Below are 18649 nucleotides of genomic sequence, written 5' to 3' on the forward strand. Positions count from 1 at the left end.
TCCCGCCGGAATCCTCTCTTAGATGCTGCGCGCATCTGCCCGTATCTCCGGAATCTTCCCCGGAGCAATCATGTGAGAACGCAAGGGGCAGACAGAAAAACAAACTCTTTAAGCATTTTAAAATACTATCTATTTTAAAAACATCCCTATTGTTTTTTCTTTTTTCGGGCTGTTCCTCAGGCAGCGTGCTTATCCGGGAAGCAGATCTCGCCCGGATGGACCGCCATCTTTCGGATCAGGCACTGATGACCAGTCATATACTGGAACTCCAGAGCCGTAACAATGATGTCCTGATCAGCCTTTTTCACAGGGTCCAGTCAGGTCAGGACTGTGGCGAACTCATACCATATATTTCTGAAATCATTGAACTCAACAAAAAAAACACCTGCCTGCTGGAAAAATTACCCGAGAGACTGAGCACAATAAAAAGCTCTGAAGCTCCGATAAAAAACGATCCCCCCCGACTTCCGCCACCCCACACAACGGAAACCCTGCCAACCCAAAAAATGCTCGTTGGTGCCGAAGAAAAAATCCGTATCACTCCGCCGGGGCTGGTTTTCCCGGCCCGCATGGACACAGGTGCGGAAACGGCCTCTCTGGATGCCAGAAACATTGAGCGCTTCGAACGGGACGGAGAACGCTGGGTACGCTTTGACATGCCCCATCCGAAAACCGGAGACATGATTCCCATGGAGCATAAACTTCTCCGTAAGGCCCGCATTCTCCAGTCCAGCAGCGATGAAAGTGAACGCCGCGCAGTAATTGAGCTTTCCATTACCATAGGTGAAACCACCCAGCTTGCGGAATTCACTCTCACGGACCGCAGTCACCTAAGCTTTCCTGTCCTCATTGGCAGAAATGTTTTAAAGGATGTCATGGTGGTGGATGTCGGCCTGTCCAATACCATTCCTCTGACAGAAAGTCCGGCTGCACAGAGGCCAGACAGAACGGATATGCCCTGATGCAGCGACTCAGCCTGTACTGGATTGTCGTACTTCTGATCACAGCGGGCATCAGCCTTGCCTGGCTCCGCCACACCCAGATGCAGATCCCCTTCAAGCCCGGCTGCGATACCGGTGTCTGGCTCATTGAGGCCCGCTTAAGCTTCACCGCCTCCCAGCGCCCCGTACTTGCCAGCCTGAGCATTCCCAAAAACCCTCCCGGATTCCGGATCTTCAATGAGCAGGCCGCATCTCCGGGCTATGGCTTTTCCATTGTGGGTCAGGGAGAAAACCGCAGGGCAGAATGGTCCCGGCGCACGGCCGAAGGTGCCCAGACCCTGTATTATAAAATCCAGCTGAGCCCAGATCCATTGCAAAGGCAAAAAACGGAAATCCCGCCGCCCCCTCCGGATATGGTTTACTGGCAGCCATCCGAAGCAACCGCAGCCCTCGCTCTGATTGAAGCGGCAGGTGCCACATCCAGCACACCGGAAAGCCTTACCCGGGAAATCATAAAAATTCTGAATACGAAAGAAAAGGAACAGAATGCCGCCCTCCTGCTTGCAGAGTACAGGCAGGAAATCCTCCTTACCCGCCTCCTTGCGGAAGCAGGCATCCCAAGCCGTGTGGTGCAGGGAATATTTCTGGAAGACGGCAGAAGAAACCAGAGCCTTGTCCCCATGGTCGAAGTCTATGCAGGGGAAAAATGGATACTTTTCAATCCTGCAACGGGTGAGCAGGGCATTCCGGATCATTTTCTTCTGTGGCACAGAAGTGGCCCATCACTGCTGGATCTCTCCGGTGGCAGTTCGGCAAGGGTCAGTTTTTCCATGATTTACCAGAGTATCCCTGCCCTTGAAATGGCTAAAATCCAGTCGGACAGCAATGGCTTTTCCTTTTTAAGCATGCACCATCTGCCCCTGGATCAGCAGGGTGTCTTCAAACTGCTGCTTCTCATTCCCATGGGAGCTCTGGTGGTCACTTTCATGCGGATTCTCATCGGTATCCGGACATCCGGCACCTTCATGCCCGTACTCATCGGCATGGCCTTTCTCCAGACCTCCCTGATCCCCGGTCTGGTCTATTTTCTGGCCATCGTGGGGACTGGCCTTCTTATCAGAAGCTATCTTTCCTATCTCAACCTTCTTCTGGTGGCACGCATAGCCACCATTGTCATCATTGTGATCACCCTGATTACCCTGGCCAGCCTCATGGCCATCCGCCTTGGCTTTCACACGGGCATGCCCGTCACGGCCTTTCCCCTCATCATCATTGCATGGACCATTGAACGCATGTCCATTCTCTGGGAAGAGGAAGGTATGCGGGAAGTCATGGTACAGGGTACGGGAAGCCTTGCGGTGGCACTCTGTGCCTATGCCTTCATGCGTCATCCCCTCGTGGCCCATTTAAGCTTCAATTTTCCCGAACTCAACCTGATCATCGCCGCCCTGATTCTCTTGCTTGGACAGTACACGGGCTACAGACTCTTTGAGCTCCACCGCTTTGCAGCCATGAAAGACCGGACACCATGAGCTGGATTTCACCCTTTGCGCTGAAAGATATGGGAATATTAGGCATGAACCGCCGCAACCATGCCTTTGTGGCCCGTTACAACCCACGCCGTTTCTACCCCCTTGTGGACAACAAGCTCAAAACCAAACAGCTTGCTGCGGCCTGCGGTGTCCCCACCCCGACCCTTCGCCTCGTCGTCAATGCCCAGCATGAAGTAAAATATGTGAAAAATAAGATGCAGGACTGCGAAGGCTTTGCCATCAAACCAGCCAAAGGCTCCGGTGGGAAAGGTATTCTTGTCATCTCAGGAAAACGGGGGAATCATTTTATCAAATCTTCGGGCAAACATCTCAACGAGCGGGATATGGAAAGACATATTTCCAATATCCTTGCGGGTCTGTACTCTCTGGGCGGTACCCCGGACACGGCCCTGATCGAAGACATCATTCAGATGGATCCCCTGTTTGAAGGATACTCCCATCAGGGGATTCCCGATATCCGCGTGATTGTTTTTCAGGGCTATCCCGTTATGGCCATGCTCCGGCTGGCTACCGAAGCTTCCGATGGCAAGGCCAACCTGCATCAGGGGGCTGTGGGAGTAGGGCTGGATATGGCCACAGGTAAAGGCCTGAGGGCGCTTCAGTTTGGAAAATCCGTATCCCGCCACCCGGACACGGGCAAAGAACTGACATCCATCACAATACCCGACTGGAAAAACCTGCTGGTTCTTGCCAGCCGATGCTATGAAATGACAGGATTAGGCTACATAGGAGCAGATATTGTACTGGACAGAAACCGCGGCCCTTTAATGCTGGAACTCAATGCAAGACCCGGACTTGCCATACAGATGACCAATGGAGAAGGCCTTCTGGGCCGTCTGAAAAAAATTGAGGGGCTGAAACAGCAGAAAACAGACATTCATGACCGGGTCAGTCAGGCCATGGAGTTATTTGGGAAAAAGACCCCCGGCCCATAATCAGGCGACTGACAATTTTTCGGACAATCGTTGCAGAACATGGCAGACCCTCTGCAGGCCTTTCACACCCATCCATGCCCCTTACAGGACAGGTCAGGTCAGGGACCGGACTGTTTCGCAAGGAGGGTAAGCCCATAGAAAAGAACCGGCACAAAGATGGCGGGCAGCATATTGCCCAGGCGGATGCGGGTGATTTCCATCAGGTTCATGCCGATGGCAAGGATAAGGAGTCCCCCCGTACCGGACATCTGGGCAACCACCTCCGGAACGAGAAAGGGTTTGACGGCAACAGCGGCGATGGTGATACTTCCCTGATACAAAAGAACCGCCAGCGCCGAAAACAGTACACCCGCCCCCATGGAAGCGGCAAAAATAACCGAAGCCACACCATCCAGAGCCGATTTGGCAAAAAGGGTCTGATGATTGCCTGTCAGGCCACTTTCTAAAGAACCCACTATGGCCATGGAGCCTACACAGAAAATAAGACTGGAGGTAACAAAGGCCTGGGCCATACTGCCCTCACCGTCTTTTCCGGCAAACCTCTTCTCCAGCATCCTGCCCAGTCCTGCCAGCTTTTCTTCTATGCCCAGCCATTCGCCCACAAGGGTTCCCAGCACAAGACTCCCGATCATGATCAGAATGGCATCACAGGCCAGGGCTGTTTTAAGACCAATGAGCATCACAGCCAGTGCCAAAGCCTGCATGATGGTCTGCTTATACCGCTCGGGGATGCCTTTTCCAAAAAGGAGTCCCACAAAGGCACCGACGCATATTGCCGCAACATTGACAAGGGTTCCCAGCATAAAACGCTTTCTTTTTTCATATGAAAAGGGCGAAAACCGGACTTTTCCGGCATCCGCCCCTTCGGTGCTGATTTTTCAGAAAAGCTATTTAAACACTTACAATTAAAGACCGTTGATAACAATGGCAGTGGGCTCACACACTTCAAGACAGGACTCGCAGCCAAGGCATTCGTCTACATTGACAACTTCAGACTTGCCGTCTTTCATTTCAAACACGTCCACAGGGCATACATCAACGCATTCTTCACAACCAATACATTTGTCCTGATCTACAATGGGTTCGTAAGACATTCTGCTTCTCCTTAAAAAATTATTTTTTTAAACAAAACGGGGAAATCCCCACATTCACTCCCAAAGGCCAGTTTACGTTTCAGGCGACTCCCTTGCGGCCTTTCAACCTGACCGTTCTTTCGGGTACAGTGAAACGGCTGCTCTGTCAACAGATCTGACAAGGAAAAAAACACCCCATCCCCAAAAACCAGTCCTCTTACAATTTTTTTTTGATGTCAGGGCCATGGATGCAGCTCCTGCATCAGAATCTGTAAAATTCCCCGGAAGCCATGGTCCGTTGCCCATGGGCTGATGAAAAGCAAAAAGATACAGATACCCCCAAAAACAAGACAGACCCGGTCCCCAGCGGTCCACGCAGATCTGTCTGCATTTCTTCCGGAAAAACCATTCCCCGCCTCCGCAGCAACGCAAGGGGGATTTTCTGCCACTCCGTCTGACCTCCGCCGCCTGCGCAGCAAGACACGCAGCACCTGAGCCAGATCATCCATAGAAAGAAGAACAGCCCTGAGTGCCTTTTCCCATACCACAAACCGGGCACCGGTTTTCACACCCTGCACCCCTGCCCGTGCCGCAGAGCCAAGGCCAGCAATCCCCATGATGATCTCCATATAAACCCCAAGGACCAGTGCAAAAATCACAAGACTGATGTCCAGCTTGATGGACCAGCAGACCCTTGCCAATATAAGTGGAAAGGGGGCGCCTTCATCTTCGGCCTTCTGCCGGATTCCTTCGAAAAGACCATGGACAGCCACCACGGCAACCAGCCAGAAAAGACTGATCCAGATGCTTAACACCACGGCAAGCCCAAGATAGAGAAGGATAAAGGACCAGCGCTCATCATGGTTCAGAATCCAGTCATACAAAATGCTTTTCAATTCCCTTCCCTTCAGCCTGCACCCTCTCCTCCCATGCCGATACCGGGAGGCGGTTTGATTTCCATGGCAGGCTGTCTGAAGTCATTGTTTAAATCATAATGGACGGCTTTCAGAAAAAGACCCTGAGGCGGTGCGGTAACACCTGCCAGCTCACGCTTTTTCCCTTCAAGGATTTCTGGTAATGACTCAGGCTTTATTTTACCCCGTCCCACCTGAATAAGGGTACCTGCCAGATTTCTTACCATATAACGCAGAAAACCATTGCCTGTCACCTCAAAGGCAAAAACATCGGGAATACCCGGCTCATCGCTAAAAAAAACACTGTACAGGGTCCGTACCGTATGGCTTCTCGGGCTGCCAGCCGCCTCAAAGCTTTTAAAATCATGGGTTCCCACCAGATATGCCGCAGCGGCATCCATGGCTTTCCTGTCCAGAGGCTGCCAGACATGCCAGAGATAATTTCTGCCAAGGACCGGGCGCAGTGGCCGGTTCAGAATGCGGTATCTATAGGTTTTTGCCCTTGCAGCAAAGCGGGCATGGAAGGCAGGGCCTGCCTCCATACAGTGATGGATGGCAAGACCTTCGGGCAGAAGACAGTTCAGGGCCTTTTTTATGGCAGAGCCATTCATGCGGGTATGCATATCAAAGTGGGCCACCTGGGCAAGGGCATGGACACCAGCATCGGTCCTGCCGGAGCCATGCACGATGACGGGCATATTGGCAATCAGGGAAAGGGCCTTTTCCAGCTCTCCCTGAACGGTTTTAATTTTGGGCTGGCACTGCCAGCCATGGAAACATGAGCCGTCATATTCCATGACAATTCTGAATCGACGCACCTTTTTTCCAATCCCTTTCAAAGACGATCCACGGGAATCCAGGCAAGGCGCTCTTCCATGGCCTCATCCATGAGCTCCTGTACCCTGGATTCCGGACAGTTATGGCCGCACACCGTGCAGCGGAAAGTCACCCTCCGTCAGCTGCGTCTTACCAGAATTCTGCCCTTCCCGCATACGGGACAAACCAAAGCTGTTTCCACCATCCATCCCTTCCCTGTCAAGGTGAATAAAAATCTGTGTATTATGCCTTGATCCCCTGAAAAGATAAAGTACAATGGAAAAATGTCTCAGGGAAAGAAATGTTCCCTTATTCTCCACAACCTTATTTTTCAGGAACACACCATGACAGCCATGCAATGCAGAGGTTTTTCCGCCGGTGCCCTTTGTGCCGGAATCAAATACAAGGACAGACCGGATCTGGCCATGCTGGTCTGCGACCACCCCGCAGCCGCAGCCGCCGTTTTCACCCGGAACAGGGTCACGGCTGCGCCGGTGAGGCTCAGCCGGGATCACATCGCCTCCGGCCGCTGCCAGGCCCTTATTGTCAATTCCGGAAATGCCAACTGCGCCACCGGAGAAAAGGGAATGGAGAATGCAAAGGCCATGGCAGAGGCCACAGCCCATGCCCTGCAGATGGCACCGGAGCTGGTGCAGGTGGCCTCCACGGGAGTCATTGGCCAGCAGCTTCCCATGGACCGTATTCTTCCCAAAATACCGGAACTGGCCGCAGCCCTTCACCCGCAAGGGCTTGATGATCTCGCCTCTGCCATCATGACCACGGATCTTGTGAAGAAAACAGCTTCCCGCACCCTGCAGATCCGGGGAAAGGAAATCACCCTCTGCGGTGTTGCCAAGGGCTCCGGAATGATCCGGCCGGACATGGCCACCATGCTGGCCTTCCTTGTCACGGATGCGGATATTCTTCCGGAAAAGCTGTCTGCCCTTTTAAAAGAAGCCGTAAATAAAAGCTTCAACCGCATTTCCGTGGACGGCGATACCAGCACCAACGATACCGTACTGCTCATGGCCTCCGGTGCTTCCGGCATACAGCCCGCAGGAGAGGAAGAAAAGACCTTTGCCTCGGCACTGAACGACATCTGTCTGGACCTCGCCACCCAGGTGGTTCAGGACGGTGAAGGTGCCACCAAGCTTGTAAAAATTGTGGTGGAAGGGGCAAAAAGCAGGGAAGATGCCCTGAAAGCCGCAGATACGGTGGCCTGCTCACCCCTGGTAAAAACCGCCATCTTCGGAGAGGATGCCAACTGGGGCCGCCTTGCCATGGCTGTGGGCCGATCCGGTGCGGACCTTGACCCGGACCGCATCACCCTGTCCTTTGACAACACCCTGCTCGTGAAAGACGGCGTATGGTTAGGGCAGGATGCGGAAAGCCGTGCTTCTGCCGTCATGAAACAGAAAGCCTTCACCATTCTCATTGATCTGGGGATGGGGGACGGCAGGGATTTCATGCTGACCTGTGACTTTTCCTATGACTATGTGCGCATCAATGCCGACTACAGATCATAAACAACAAACTCCGCCATCGGAAGGCATCCGCCTGCAGAAATATCTGGCGGACGCAGGCCTGTGCTCCCGCAGGGAAGCAGAACGCCGCATCGAAAAGGGCCGGGTGCGCATCAATGGAAAAACCGTCCGGGAAATGGGCCTCCGGGTAAAGCCCGGAGACCTTGTTGAAATGGACGGTAAAAAAGCCGAGGCCAATGATCCTTTCATCTATGTGATGCTGCACAAACCCGCAGAGGTGGTCACCTCCTGCAGGCACAGGGGAGAAAGGGTGGTCACCGACCTTGTGGACCTTCCTTTCCGGATTTTTCCCGTGGGAAGACTGGACAAGGATTCCACGGGCCTTGTGCTTTTAACCAACGACGGCCCCCTGCACCACAGGCTTTCCCATCCCTCCTTTGACCATGAAAAGGAGTATCTGGTGGAAACGGCCCCGGCCCTTGACGCCAAAGCCCTGAAACAGATGGCTGAGGGCATTGTCATTGAAGGCAGAAAGACCCGGCCGGCAAAGGTATTTCCACAGAACCGGAATGCCTTCCGCATTGTGCTGCTGGAGGGACGTAACCGGCAGATCCGTAAAATGGTTGCGGCCTGTGGCGCAGAGGTTCTCCGGCTGCACCGTATCCGGATGGCCGTCCTGAACCTTGGCAGCCTGCCATCGGGTGAATGGCGGCATCTCACCCCTGAGGAGGTGGCAAAGCTCAAGACCTTAAATAAAATGTAACTGTTCAGCACAGCTTTCCAGGTACCATAGCTGCCAGACAGATGCACAGGCCCCAAGCTATTTGCCCGTGACGCAATCTTATTCGGGAGCTTCTTGCCCTGTGCGGAAGCGGCAAAAACTCGCCGCCACAGGCAGGATAAGCTTTTTATTACCATGGCAGGCCTTGGTACGCTGCCTTTGTGGCGGCTCAAACAATTTGCCGCTTCTTTCGCACAGGCCTGCAAAGCTCTGATCCGAAACGATTGCAATGTCACTTGCAAATAGCCACGGAGCCTTGCAACAGTACGAAGCTGCTGCAACTGCAGCATTGGCAGTTCGGAATAAACTGTGCTGAATAATTACAATAAAATGAAAACCAATTTCAGAAACACAAAACAGCTTACAGGGAGAAAATAATGCGCATTCACATTCCTGTTCTTTTCATCTGCCTGCTGCTGGCCGGAACAGCGGTCATGGCAGGCACCCTGCAGGTGCAGACCGGCAGCACTCCGCTGCGGGAAATGCCTTCTTTCCTTGCGGGTACCATTACAAACCTTTCCTACGGTCAAACCGTGGAAATCCTTTCCCGGCAGGGTGACTGGCGCAGGGTAAAGGTGGCAGGATCAAAAACCATGGGATGGGTTCACGCCTCGGCCCTGACGGACCGGAAAATTGAGCTGGCTGCCGGTGATGCCCTCTCCGGCAGCGTGAGTTCCGATGAGCTGGCTCTGGCGGGAAAAGGTTTCAGCCCGGAAGTGGAAGCTGCCTTCCGTGCGGAAAACAGCAAGCTGAATTATGCGGATATCAACCGCATGGAAACCTTCCGCATCTCGCCTGAAACATCCTTACGCTTTCTCCGGGAAGGGGGCCTGCGGCCCGAAGGAGGTCTTCAATGAAAAAAGCAGCCTTTCTCCTTCTCTGCCTGTCCATGACTTTTTTTGCAGGGTGCAAAACCATGGGCGTGGTTTCTGAGGTGGGAACCACCGTGGGCGTTGCTTCCGGAACCATCAGTGAGTCCCAGGCGGAAGCCATCAAAAGAAGCAGTGCGGCACTGGCCAAAAGTTTTGAAGATATCACACCGGAACAGGAATATTATATCGGGCGCAGTGTGGGCGCCGTCATCCTGTCTTCCTACAAAGTATGGAACAATGAAAAAGCAACGGATTACGTGAATGTTCTGGGTCAGACCCTTGCCCTCTACTCCAGGACCCCTGAAACCTACCGGGGTTATGCCTTTCTGATCCTTGATTCCGATGAAATCAACGCCTTTGCCGCACCCAGCGGCTTTATTTTCATCACAAGGGGCATGCTGCGCCTCTGCAACAATGAAACGGAGCTGGCTGCGGTGCTGGCCCATGAAATCGCCCATGTTTCGGAAAAACACGGCCTGAAAGCCATCAGAAGATCCCGCCTGACCACAGCCCTCACCACCATTGCCGTGGAAGGGGCGGGAGCCTTTGCCGGAGGCCATCTGGCAGAACTCACCGAAGCCTTTGGGGGTTCCGTTGCGGATATCACAGGCACCCTCATGACCAATGGCTATTCCAGAGCCTTTGAACGGGAAGCCGATGCCGGAGCCGTGGCCATACTCAGGGCTGCGGGCTATGATCCTGCAGGGCTTCCCAACATGCTGTCTGCCATGGAAATACACCTGAAGCCCGGAGCTCCTGACTTTGCCAACACCCATCCCGCACCCCGGAACAGGATAGCAGAACTCCGCCAGATGGGAGTTCAGGCCAGAACCATACAGGCGCACCATGTCCGGGACGCCCGGTTTAAAAATGCACTGGGCAGTGTATAGGAGAAAATCATGCAATCCGGCAGCTCCCTGATTCGCATCCTGTACCGCACGGGCCTTGCAACGAGCCTTGCCATGGCCCTTGTGCTTATGGTGTCTTTCACCGGACTGCTGGACAGGATGGAATGGAAAACCTTTGATGTCCGTGCAAGGATGATGGCCAAACCTTCCGCCAGTACAGAAAATGTGGTCCTCATTCTTGTGGACCAGAACAGCCTGGACTGGGCCAGGGAAACCAACCACCTTTCCTGGCCCTGGCCCAGGGAAATCTGGGCCTACATCCTTGATTTCTGCCAGTCCAGAGGAGCAAAGGCCATAGGACTGGATATTCTGTTTACGGAACCCTCCATTTACGGAGAATACGATGATGCGGCCCTTGCTGCGGCTTCCCGGCGCTTTGGCTCCGTTGCAGGTGCCCTCTTTCTGGGAGACAGCACAGGTGCGGCGACAGACTATCCTGACAGGTATCCCCAACCCCCTCCCTTTCTTGGTACACAGCCACCGGAGCGCAAAAGGGCCAGTCTGGCCCATGGAGATATTGCAGCCAGCTGGGGGATACCCGGCAATGTGGGCCTGAACCCTGATCCCGACGGAATTTACAGAAATGTACGGCTTTTCACCTCCTTTGACGGTAAGGCCTTCCCAAGCTTAGGGCTGGCCACATGGATGGCGGCCCACCCCCATGTCCGCCCGCTGCAGGACGGCAAGACCCTCTATCTTGACCACCGGAGTATTTTTTTAAACAGTCACCATGAAGCAAGACTCCGCTTCCGGGGGCCATCACGCACCCACCCTTCCATCCCCGCAGCAGCCATCCTCAGGGCTGCCATTCTGGAAATGCAGGGCAAGGATGCGGAGCTAGCCGAAGCAGATTTTTTAAAGGATGCCTATGTCCTTGTGGGCTATTCCGCTCCCGGACTCCATGACCTCACGCCCGTCCCCGTTGGCGGTGCCTATCCCGGCGTGGAAGTTCATGCCACCCTGCTGGACAATTTTCTGGAAGGGGATTTTTTAAGGGATATTTCAAACAAGGCCTTTTACGGTCTGGCCCTTCTGCTGACGGCATTCTGCGCCCTGATACCTGCGGCTTTTCCCGCCATGGCTGCTGCCCTTACAGCCCTTGCACTGGCCCTGCTTCTGCCAGCAACCCTCAGTTTCAGCCTCTATGGTGCGGGTATGGTGCTTCCCCTTCTTCCCCTGATGAGCGGCACAATCATGGCATCCGTCACCGTCATTTTCATCAATTACACCACGGAGGGTAAGCAGAAGCGTTTCATCAAAAATGCCTTTTCACAATATCTCAGTCCTGCGGTCATTGATGAGCTGCTTGTCCATCCGGAAAAACTGAAACTGGGGGGAGAAAAAAGGGAAATCACCATCTTTTTTTCCGACCTTGAAGGCTTTACAAGCATATCCGAAGGCATGGACCCCGAAGATCTCACCTCCTTTCTCAACCATTATCTCTCCGCCATGACAGACATCATTCTGGAAAGCGGTGGCACCGTGGATAAATATGAGGGGGATGCCATCATTGCCTTCTGGAATGCCCCCCTGTCCCTGGAAAACCATGCAGACAGGGCAGTTCAGGCTGCCCTGCGCTGTCAGGATACCCTAAGGGAAATGGCTGATGCGCTGAAAAAATGGACACAAAAAAAAGTGCGCATGCGAATCGGCATCAATACAGGGGATGCGGTGGTGGGTAACCTTGGGTCCAGCAAACGCTTTGACTACACCATGTTGGGGGATGCGGTGAACCTTGCGGCCCGGCTGGAAGGAGTAAACAAAATATTTCGTACCTACACCCTTATTTCAGAAAGCACGGCATCTGCCATGGGACCGGAAATCCTTCTGAGGGAAATTGCAAGGGTGAAGGTTGTGGGTAAGGAAACACCCATCCGGATCTATGAACCCGGATGGGCCGGAGCTGACGATGGGCTCCTCCCCTTATTTAACGGGGCAAGGGAAGCCTTTTACAGGGGAGAATTCAGGAAAGCCTCAGAAAAATTTCTGGCTCTGGCAGAAAAGGATGGGCCATCACGATCCTATGCAAAAAAATGCAGGGAACTCATGGAAAATCCTCCCGAAGAATGGCAGGGCATCTGGGTGATGGATCAGAAATAATCAGGCAAGGTGTCAGCAGGTAAGAGTGCATCCCATGGCCTGTGTTGGCCATGGGATTTTTTTTGAGAGAATCCGATTACTTATTTGAAGGTATATTCCAGGCTGAATGCCAGAACATGGGCATCGGGCCTTTTGTATGTGGTTGGATAACCTTTACCCTCAGGAAACTCAGTGGCATTGTTTTTCACATCAAAATAAATGTTCCGCATGTAACCGACACCAATGGAGAAATGATTGTTCACTTTTGTTTTTACGCCCGTACCCAGATTGAAATAGTTATTCTTGTAAAGACCTTCCGACTGATACTTGTCATCATAGTTGAGGAATGCATAGGCAATACCGGCGCTGAAGGTGGTATTTTGAGAAATTTTATAATTTCCGCCCACACCGATTTCAAATCCCGGATCCAGATCATACTTGATTTCATTCTCGACCATACCCTGAGCCGTGCGGGTAGATGTTGCTGGCTTCTTATATTCCCCCCACATGGGCAGATAAAGGATGAACATACCATTCATGTTCAGCCTTTCAGTCAGGGCATAATCCGCCCCCAGAAATATTTTGGTGGGCTCATCAAAACGGAAGGTTCTCTTATCCGTATAACCGGAAGCATGGGAGAGGACATTGTCTTGGGAAAGGTCCTTTTTCACATCCACCTCCCAGTCCATGGGAGCAAGGGACTCGATCATAAAGGCAAGGTTCAGCCTTTCAACGGGCTTATAGTTCACACTTAAAAAAACAAGTCCCCCCAGAGCCGACCATTCCCCCTCATAAAGGGTATCCTTCACCCCCAAAGGACCTGCGCTCTGCACGTCAATCTGTGTGGACTGGAAGCCGTAAATAATCCTTGCCCCTGCCGCCACAGACAGCCTCTCATTCACCGCACGGGCCGCACCAAAGGTAAAGGCCGGCATCATGGAAAGGATTTCCACGCTGGCTCCTGCTCCTGGTCCAGCAATAGGCCTCATAACAGGATTGCCATCTTTTCCTATAACAGGATTACCATCTGGTCCAGATACAGGTACATAATCAATATCAAAATAATTTTTCCCATTTGTCCAGGGAGATTGGCTTCCAGCTTTTGCCTCAATACCCCACAAGGCCGTATTCACCATGGGTGTACCATCGGCAAAAAAGATGCTGCCTCCCCCGCCATAGAAATATAAGCCGCCAAAGAAGGCCCAGTCATCCCTCTTGTAATTGGCGTAAATGGAAGGAACAAATTTGGTCGCCCTTTCCTGCGAGTAGGATCTCTGTCCCGGATAGTCTCCGCCCACCTCAATTTTGTATGGGTTGTAAAGGGACTGACTGGAAAAATGAAGGTGTACCCCATCGTCCATCCGTACAAGCCCGGCAGGGTTCATCACCACACCATCGGCACTGTCCGTTGCGGCATGCCTGCCTGCCGGGTTGGAAATCCAGTTGGCACTTAAGTTTGTTGCATAATTGATATAGGTTGCATACGCCGAGGATGCTAAAAAAATTAAACTCACTGTCAAACCAAAAACCAAACCATTCCTTTTCATCAAACTTCTCCCCTGACAACATTAAATAATAAATAAGTACCTGCCCCTGCGACAGCATACCAAAAACAGCTTTTGCATCCGCAGACCCTTCACAGTCAGCAACCATGGTCTTCCATGGCGGCCTGCATATCCCGACAGCGGATCAGGATTGGCTCCGCATCAGAAGCCCCGTCCTGCACTGTGCGTAAATACAGACAACATCCGTATTCAGTGCGTAATCACAGCCAATCCCAGAACTGGAATTACCTCAGGTAAATCCTGTTCTCTTACAATGTCATTGCAAGTCCTGTTCCCGGACACATGTCACCATGGCATCCGTCACAGGATCAAGGATGCGAACGCAGCCTCATCTTTTTTAACGGCCTGAAAAAAAGTGAAAAAATCAACCAAAAAAAATACCCTGTTTTCATCCCATGCCGGATACGGCAGGATCTGAAGCAGGGCAGCAGCAACAATAAATTTAAAAATAAATACAAAAAAACAAACACTTAAACCAAACAACCCAAAGAAAAAAACGTACGCTTTCTACCCGCAAAAAAGAGTACGACGATACAGAACAAAAACCTTAACGGTGGGACATTTATGCCCTTTCCCTCAAAAATCAAATAAACATATATAAATTACAAAACCTTAACACAAGCACAACAAAACCACCCATAGTTACATGTTTTACCCATACCTGAAACAATTCCTTACGGGAACACAGATCTCACCAAAAAAACAATCCTCCAGTATTTCCAATCGAGTAGTTGTAGTGCAGAGTGATCCTCTCCGCAAAATCTCTCTCACAGAACCGTGCTTACGGGCCTCGTACACAGCTCCTGTGAGAAAATCGAGAAAATTACGAAAAATGTAAGTAGGGGCTTGTCAGAAGGGACATAACTGGGCTATGGGGAGTGCTTTGTTTTACAGAAAGGGATATCTGCGAGTAATTGTGCGATCCTTATCAGATTATTTTTTCTTCATAATTTTACTAAAGAGGTCATTTCCCACTCGACACAGATAAAACGGCCTGATTTTTGTGATCAGGGAGCAAGGAACCAAAACCATATCGAGGGATTTTTGAATTTTTTAAGCTGAAGATTTTATTTTTTTAAAAAAAGTGAGGAGGGGTATCGTGGAAAACCGTGTAGAGTTTTATAGGATGAGTAAAACATCCAATCCTAAAATTTTGAATAGAATTACTGAGCAAATTTTAAAGGCAGGTTTTTCTGGAAATATTAAAGTTTATGATTTGGGTTTAGACGATGAGGCATCAATGAGCTTAATAGTTGAAGGAACTTATGAAAATGAAGATTGTTGCGTAGCTGTTGGATATGGAATGAACAGGCAAAATCTGGCAATTAGAAAAAAATGGTTCAGGCATGCTCCTTGAGAAGACCAAAAGAGTTGACAGGTTATTATTGTGAAATCTTCGGCAAAAAAGATCCTTTTTTATGCTGGAAAGCATGGCTGGAAGGAAAATGCTATAACAATACGACTGTTTAAGAGCTTATCCAAAATTAATAGATTTAAGCCAAAACAGGCAATAAATGGCCGCTATTGACTAATAATAATACTATATACTGTATAACGAGCTGTTCGGAAGAGATTTTGGGCAAGCTCTTAAACCTGTAATCCTTAAAACAATAACCATGAACTTTAAAACCATCAGTAAAGAAAAGAACAAATGAATAAAACATTTAAATTTCTAATATTTTTTGCGTTCATTACCATCTTGCCAGCAGAAGCCGGAATTTTTGGTAAACGATATATTGGATTTAGCGTAGGGCATACTATTGTAGGAGATGAAGAACTACAAAACATTGATGACCCTATTTTGTCATACGGATTAGGCGGACGTTTCCCTGTCAGCCCTAATCTTGACTTGATGGGCTCAGTCACTCAAAGTAAGATTAGTGGAGACATGTATTTATATAATCAATGGGGTGGATACTACTCGGTATCTATGAAAACAACAGGAACAATAATTTCTGGTAGTTTTCAATATCATTTTTTACCTGAAGAAAAAGTTAACCCCTTCATTGGTCTTGGCCTTGCTTGGTCGAAAGTGGAGACTGAGACATCGTTTGGAGGATATACTTATTCAGAAACAGATAACGATGCAGGGGCTCTGCTAGGAGCTGGGGCAGAGATCAGCCTTGACGACACTATCTCATTAAATTTTGGTATTTTGTATCAAACAGAAATGTATGATAAAGAAGACTTCATTCTGGGTGGCGGGTTTAACTTATGGGCAACACCTCAGCTGCTACTGACTATCGCTGGACAATATAGCTTTGAATTTGAAAATAAATCAATCTCGGCTGGTATATCGATAGGATTCTAAAAAAAAAATAAAACCGTATTACTGCGTTTGCTTGTCAGTTGTGCGTTAAAAGGAAAAAAAATGAATCGAACTATGCTTCTCGTCTTTCTCTTCATGCTCATTACCGGATGTGCAACTACTGCAACAATGACAGGAAGAGCTTATCCTGCTGTTAATCCCTTACACGTGAAGGTCTTATTTGAAGAAAAACCATCTTGCGAATATGAGGAGTTGGCATTTATCGGAACACCTCTTCTATGGAATCAAAACATCGCTGTTCAGCAGGCTAGGGAAAAAGCAGCAGAAATCGGGGCAGATTACGTTGTGATTAAAAGGGTCCATGTGAACGCATTCAATGATGCCAGCGTTAGCGCTATTGCGTACAAATGTGGAAAAGTCGATAGGGAAAAAGTGGAAATCAATCAATAGGCAAGGTTATTGTAATTATTCAGCACAGTTTATTCCGAACTGCCAATGCTGTAGTTACAGCAGCTTTGTACTGTTGCAAGGCTCCGTGGCTAATTGCAAGTGACATTGCAATCGTTTCGGCACAGGGCAAAAAGCTTGGGGCCTGTGCATCTGTCTTACAGGTATGGTATTTAAAAAACGGTTCTGAACAGTTACGCATTATTAAAAAATAATCGAGTAGGATAGTGCAGAGTGAGCATCTCTGCACTATCCCTTTCAATTTATGGTGGGTCAAAATTATTGCCCGCTAGTGGGCCATTTACCATGATCACTAACAACTGCACATACCCGATGAAAATACCGGCACTGGCAATCTCCGCTCACCATTCCGGTATCCGCCTAAAATCTCAGACCTGCCTCCACAAAAGGCCCTGAGAATGTGGCATCCACATGAATACCAGATTCATCCAGATCAATAATTTCATGCCGCCAGCCTCCGGCTATGAAACTTGTAACAATAAAAGGAAGATTCATGAAATTATAACGGATGCGACCAATACCGGACAGAACCTGACTGTCTCCGATGGCAAGCCCCCGGAACTCCGCCTCAAGCCCCAGAGAATCAATGGGCTCAAAACGGGCGGCAAGATAAGCCATGGGAATGGCCACATTTGTACTTTCACTGAAAGAGTTCACCCCCTGAGTCATGCTGGCATCCAACTGATACAGCCGGACGTTGATACCAAAATCAATGGCTGTGGTGCCCAGGGTAAAAATACCCAGAAAGGGCACTCCGTAAAAAAGGGTCACATCCAGCTGGTCTGCGGTCAGGCTTGAGTCATAGGGCGTATTGGCGATAAACCTCTGACCGGCAAAATCAAAGGCATTCTGAAAGGTACCTGTCCCACTGAAATCCATGGCCGTTCCCATGACATACACATTGGGAAGAACAAGGGGCAGGTTGATCCTGAAACGGCCCGTCAGTCGCCACTCACTGTCATAGCCAAGATCCCTGTCCACATCCAGCCTTGTTCCGTTCACCCCCCCACGACTGACCCCCATGTCACCGGAAGGCATCTGCATCCATCCGCCAGCGGCCACTTCTGCATTGATGAGGGGCAGGGCCGAAGAATATGAAGGCAGTGCCAGAAAAAAAGCCAGAACAGCAATGAAGTGCATGCGTTTCATCAAAAAATTCCTCCAGAGTTTTTTAGTTAATCAGATGTTTTTGGTTGATAAGCGGAAAAGGTCTCAAAAAGTGCCGTAAAAACAGCCTTGCCTTCCTGATCTCCTTTTTTCTTTCCGGTAAACAGTTTTTTCACAATAGTTTCCGTTTCCTCAACGCCTGGGATCAGAGGACCAGAAATGCGGAAAATCCGGAAGTCCTGCCCACAGAATGCCGTCAGCCCGCGGACAGTCTTTTTGTCTCCTTCTTTTTCCTGCAATCCATAGAGCAGCCATCCCGGTTCTCTCCATGCCGCAGGACCAGAAGACAGGCCCAGCAGTTCGGCAAAAAGCATCAGGGCGGTTTTCACACCTTCTTCATCCCGGATCTCCAGTGCCAGTGCCCCTTCATCGGCAATGGCCTCAATATCTTTAAGCGTAAAGGAAAGATCCAGTCTTTCAAGGCAGTGGGAATGAAGATGGTCAAGAGTATCTGCTTTGCTGCTAACCAGAACGTCCGCATCCGAAAGTATCTTTCTGGCATTGGTAAAACTGATCATTTCCTTGATGGTAGGGCTTTTCCTCATGGCAACATCCTCAAGGCTGCTCCTGTAACGGCCCAGCCCCCTGTCGGCCACCACAATATCAGGAAGCGCTCCCGCCTCTTCCCATATATAAACATCCATATCCCGAACCGTTCGGGGCAGATAGCTGCTTTCTGCCATGAGGAGACGCAGGCTCTCTTTGTCAAGTTTTTCAGCATCAGGAGACAGAGATTTTTTTATCCTGAGGACCAGTTTGTCAAGAGCAATTTTTTTCAAAAGGGACTCACGAAAAGTCACGATAATCCTCCACGGCAAAAACAA

19 protein-coding genes are annotated in these 18649 nt (G+C 50.3%); 11 read left to right on the forward strand and 8 right to left on the reverse strand.

Translation table 11 applies throughout. From position 1 onward, the window contains the following. The first annotated feature begins 215 nt into the window (after window positions 1–215). From LZ24_RS06345 to LZ24_RS06355, 3 genes are read left to right on the forward strand one after another with little or no spacing between them, the layout of a single operon-like run. Window positions 216–962 carry an ATP-dependent zinc protease family protein gene (locus LZ24_RS06345; protein ID WP_186442972.1) on the forward strand — a complete coding sequence of 249 codons (747 nt, stop codon included), beginning with the start codon at window positions 216–218 and terminating at the stop codon, window positions 960–962. Further along, entirely contained in the window at window positions 962–2473 is a 1512-nt protein-coding gene (locus LZ24_RS06350) for a UUP1 family membrane protein (protein WP_144683660.1), read from the forward strand. The genes LZ24_RS06345 and LZ24_RS06350 overlap by 1 nt, the downstream gene beginning before the upstream one ends. After that, window positions 2470–3429 (forward strand): alpha-L-glutamate ligase-like protein, encoded by a 960-nt coding sequence (locus LZ24_RS06355; RefSeq protein WP_144683663.1) that lies wholly within the window; start codon window positions 2470–2472, stop codon window positions 3427–3429. The genes LZ24_RS06350 and LZ24_RS06355 overlap by 4 nt, the downstream gene beginning before the upstream one ends. 98 nt (window positions 3430–3527) lie before the next feature. Here the strand turns inward: LZ24_RS06355 and LZ24_RS06360 are convergent, their stop codons facing one another. The 5 genes from LZ24_RS06360 to LZ24_RS18140 form a co-directional block, all read right to left on the reverse strand. Beyond that, window positions 3528–4232: a DUF554 domain-containing protein gene (locus LZ24_RS06360; protein WP_144683666.1), complete on the reverse strand. Its 705-nt coding sequence runs from the start codon at window positions 4230–4232 to the stop codon at window positions 3528–3530. Window positions 4233–4334: 102 nt separating this feature from the next. Continuing rightward, a complete protein-coding gene (locus LZ24_RS06365; protein WP_144683669.1) occupies window positions 4335–4523 on the reverse strand; it encodes a DUF362 domain-containing protein in 189 nt (62 codons plus the stop codon). Between the two features lie 215 nt (window positions 4524–4738). Further along, a complete protein-coding gene (locus LZ24_RS06370; protein ID WP_144683671.1) occupies window positions 4739–5398 on the reverse strand; it encodes a hypothetical protein in 660 nt (219 codons plus the stop codon). Between the two features lie 11 nt (window positions 5399–5409). Next, window positions 5410–6234 (reverse strand): tRNA pseudouridine(38-40) synthase TruA, encoded by an 825-nt coding sequence (truA, locus tag LZ24_RS06375; RefSeq protein ID WP_246118533.1) that lies wholly within the window; start codon window positions 6232–6234, stop codon window positions 5410–5412. A 17-nt stretch (window positions 6235–6251) separates the two neighbouring features. Continuing rightward, window positions 6252–6365, reverse strand: coding sequence for a hypothetical protein (locus LZ24_RS18140; RefSeq protein WP_456236627.1), 114 nt, complete (start codon window positions 6363–6365; stop codon window positions 6252–6254). A gap of 211 nt (window positions 6366–6576) precedes the next feature. Here LZ24_RS18140 and argJ point away from each other — a divergent pair, with 211 nt between their 5' ends. From argJ to LZ24_RS06400, 5 genes are all read left to right on the forward strand, one after another. Then, window positions 6577–7758 carry a bifunctional glutamate N-acetyltransferase/amino-acid acetyltransferase ArgJ gene (gene argJ, locus LZ24_RS06380; RefSeq protein WP_281282275.1) on the forward strand — a complete coding sequence of 394 codons (1182 nt, stop codon included), beginning with the start codon at window positions 6577–6579 and terminating at the stop codon, window positions 7756–7758. Further along, window positions 7739–8479 carry a pseudouridine synthase gene (locus LZ24_RS06385; protein WP_144683674.1) on the forward strand — a complete coding sequence of 247 codons (741 nt, stop codon included), beginning with the start codon at window positions 7739–7741 and terminating at the stop codon, window positions 8477–8479. Before argJ ends, LZ24_RS06385 begins: the two co-directional genes overlap by 20 nt. Before the next feature lie 395 nt (window positions 8480–8874). After that, window positions 8875–9354, forward strand: a complete 480-nt coding sequence (locus LZ24_RS06390) for an SH3 domain-containing protein (RefSeq protein WP_144683677.1) — start codon at window positions 8875–8877, stop codon at window positions 9352–9354. Then, a complete protein-coding gene (locus LZ24_RS06395) occupies window positions 9351–10259 on the forward strand; it encodes a M48 family metalloprotease (RefSeq protein WP_144683680.1) in 909 nt (302 codons plus the stop codon). Before LZ24_RS06390 ends, LZ24_RS06395 begins: the two co-directional genes overlap by 4 nt. Before the next feature lie 9 nt (window positions 10260–10268). Next, entirely contained in the window at window positions 10269–12377 is a 2109-nt protein-coding gene (locus LZ24_RS06400; RefSeq protein ID WP_144683683.1) for a CHASE2 domain-containing protein, read from the forward strand. Window positions 12378–12457: 80 nt separating this feature from the next. On the opposite strand, the gene LZ24_RS06405 is transcribed toward LZ24_RS06400, so the two are convergent. Then, the gene (locus tag LZ24_RS06405) at window positions 12458–13876 is read right to left on the reverse strand and encodes an OmpP1/FadL family transporter (protein ID WP_222427560.1); all 1419 of its coding nucleotides are present in this window, start codon (window positions 13874–13876) and stop codon (window positions 12458–12460) included. Between the two features lie 1144 nt (window positions 13877–15020). Between LZ24_RS06405 and LZ24_RS06410 the strand changes: the two genes are divergently transcribed. The 3 genes from LZ24_RS06410 to LZ24_RS06420 all read left to right on the forward strand — a co-directional run bounded on the left by LZ24_RS06410 (window position 15021) and on the right by LZ24_RS06420 (window position 16640). After that, window positions 15021–15278: a hypothetical protein gene (locus tag LZ24_RS06410; RefSeq protein ID WP_144683688.1), complete on the forward strand. Its 258-nt coding sequence runs from the start codon at window positions 15021–15023 to the stop codon at window positions 15276–15278. A 294-nt stretch (window positions 15279–15572) separates the two neighbouring features. Next, on the forward strand, window positions 15573–16232 hold the full coding sequence (locus LZ24_RS06415; RefSeq protein WP_144683691.1) for an outer membrane beta-barrel protein: 660 nt from the start codon (window positions 15573–15575) through the stop codon (window positions 16230–16232). A 60-nt stretch (window positions 16233–16292) separates the two neighbouring features. Beyond that, window positions 16293–16640, forward strand: coding sequence for a hypothetical protein (locus LZ24_RS06420; protein ID WP_144683694.1), 348 nt, complete (start codon window positions 16293–16295; stop codon window positions 16638–16640). A 378-nt stretch (window positions 16641–17018) separates the two neighbouring features. On the opposite strand, the gene LZ24_RS06425 is transcribed toward LZ24_RS06420, so the two are convergent. Together LZ24_RS06425 and LZ24_RS06430 are read right to left on the reverse strand one after the other, a co-directional pair. Continuing rightward, on the reverse strand, window positions 17019–17807 hold the full coding sequence (locus tag LZ24_RS06425; RefSeq protein ID WP_144683697.1) for a TIGR04219 family outer membrane beta-barrel protein: 789 nt from the start codon (window positions 17805–17807) through the stop codon (window positions 17019–17021). A 26-nt stretch (window positions 17808–17833) separates the two neighbouring features. Next, window positions 17834–18625, reverse strand: coding sequence for a hypothetical protein (locus LZ24_RS06430; RefSeq protein ID WP_144683700.1), 792 nt, complete (start codon window positions 18623–18625; stop codon window positions 17834–17836). Window positions 18626–18649 lie beyond the last annotated feature (24 nt).

Origin of the sequence: Desulfobotulus alkaliphilus, from assembly GCF_007830435.1 — a bacterium.
In the GTDB taxonomy this organism is placed as follows: domain Bacteria; phylum Desulfobacterota; class Desulfobacteria; order Desulfobacterales; family ASO4-4; genus Desulfobotulus; species Desulfobotulus alkaliphilus.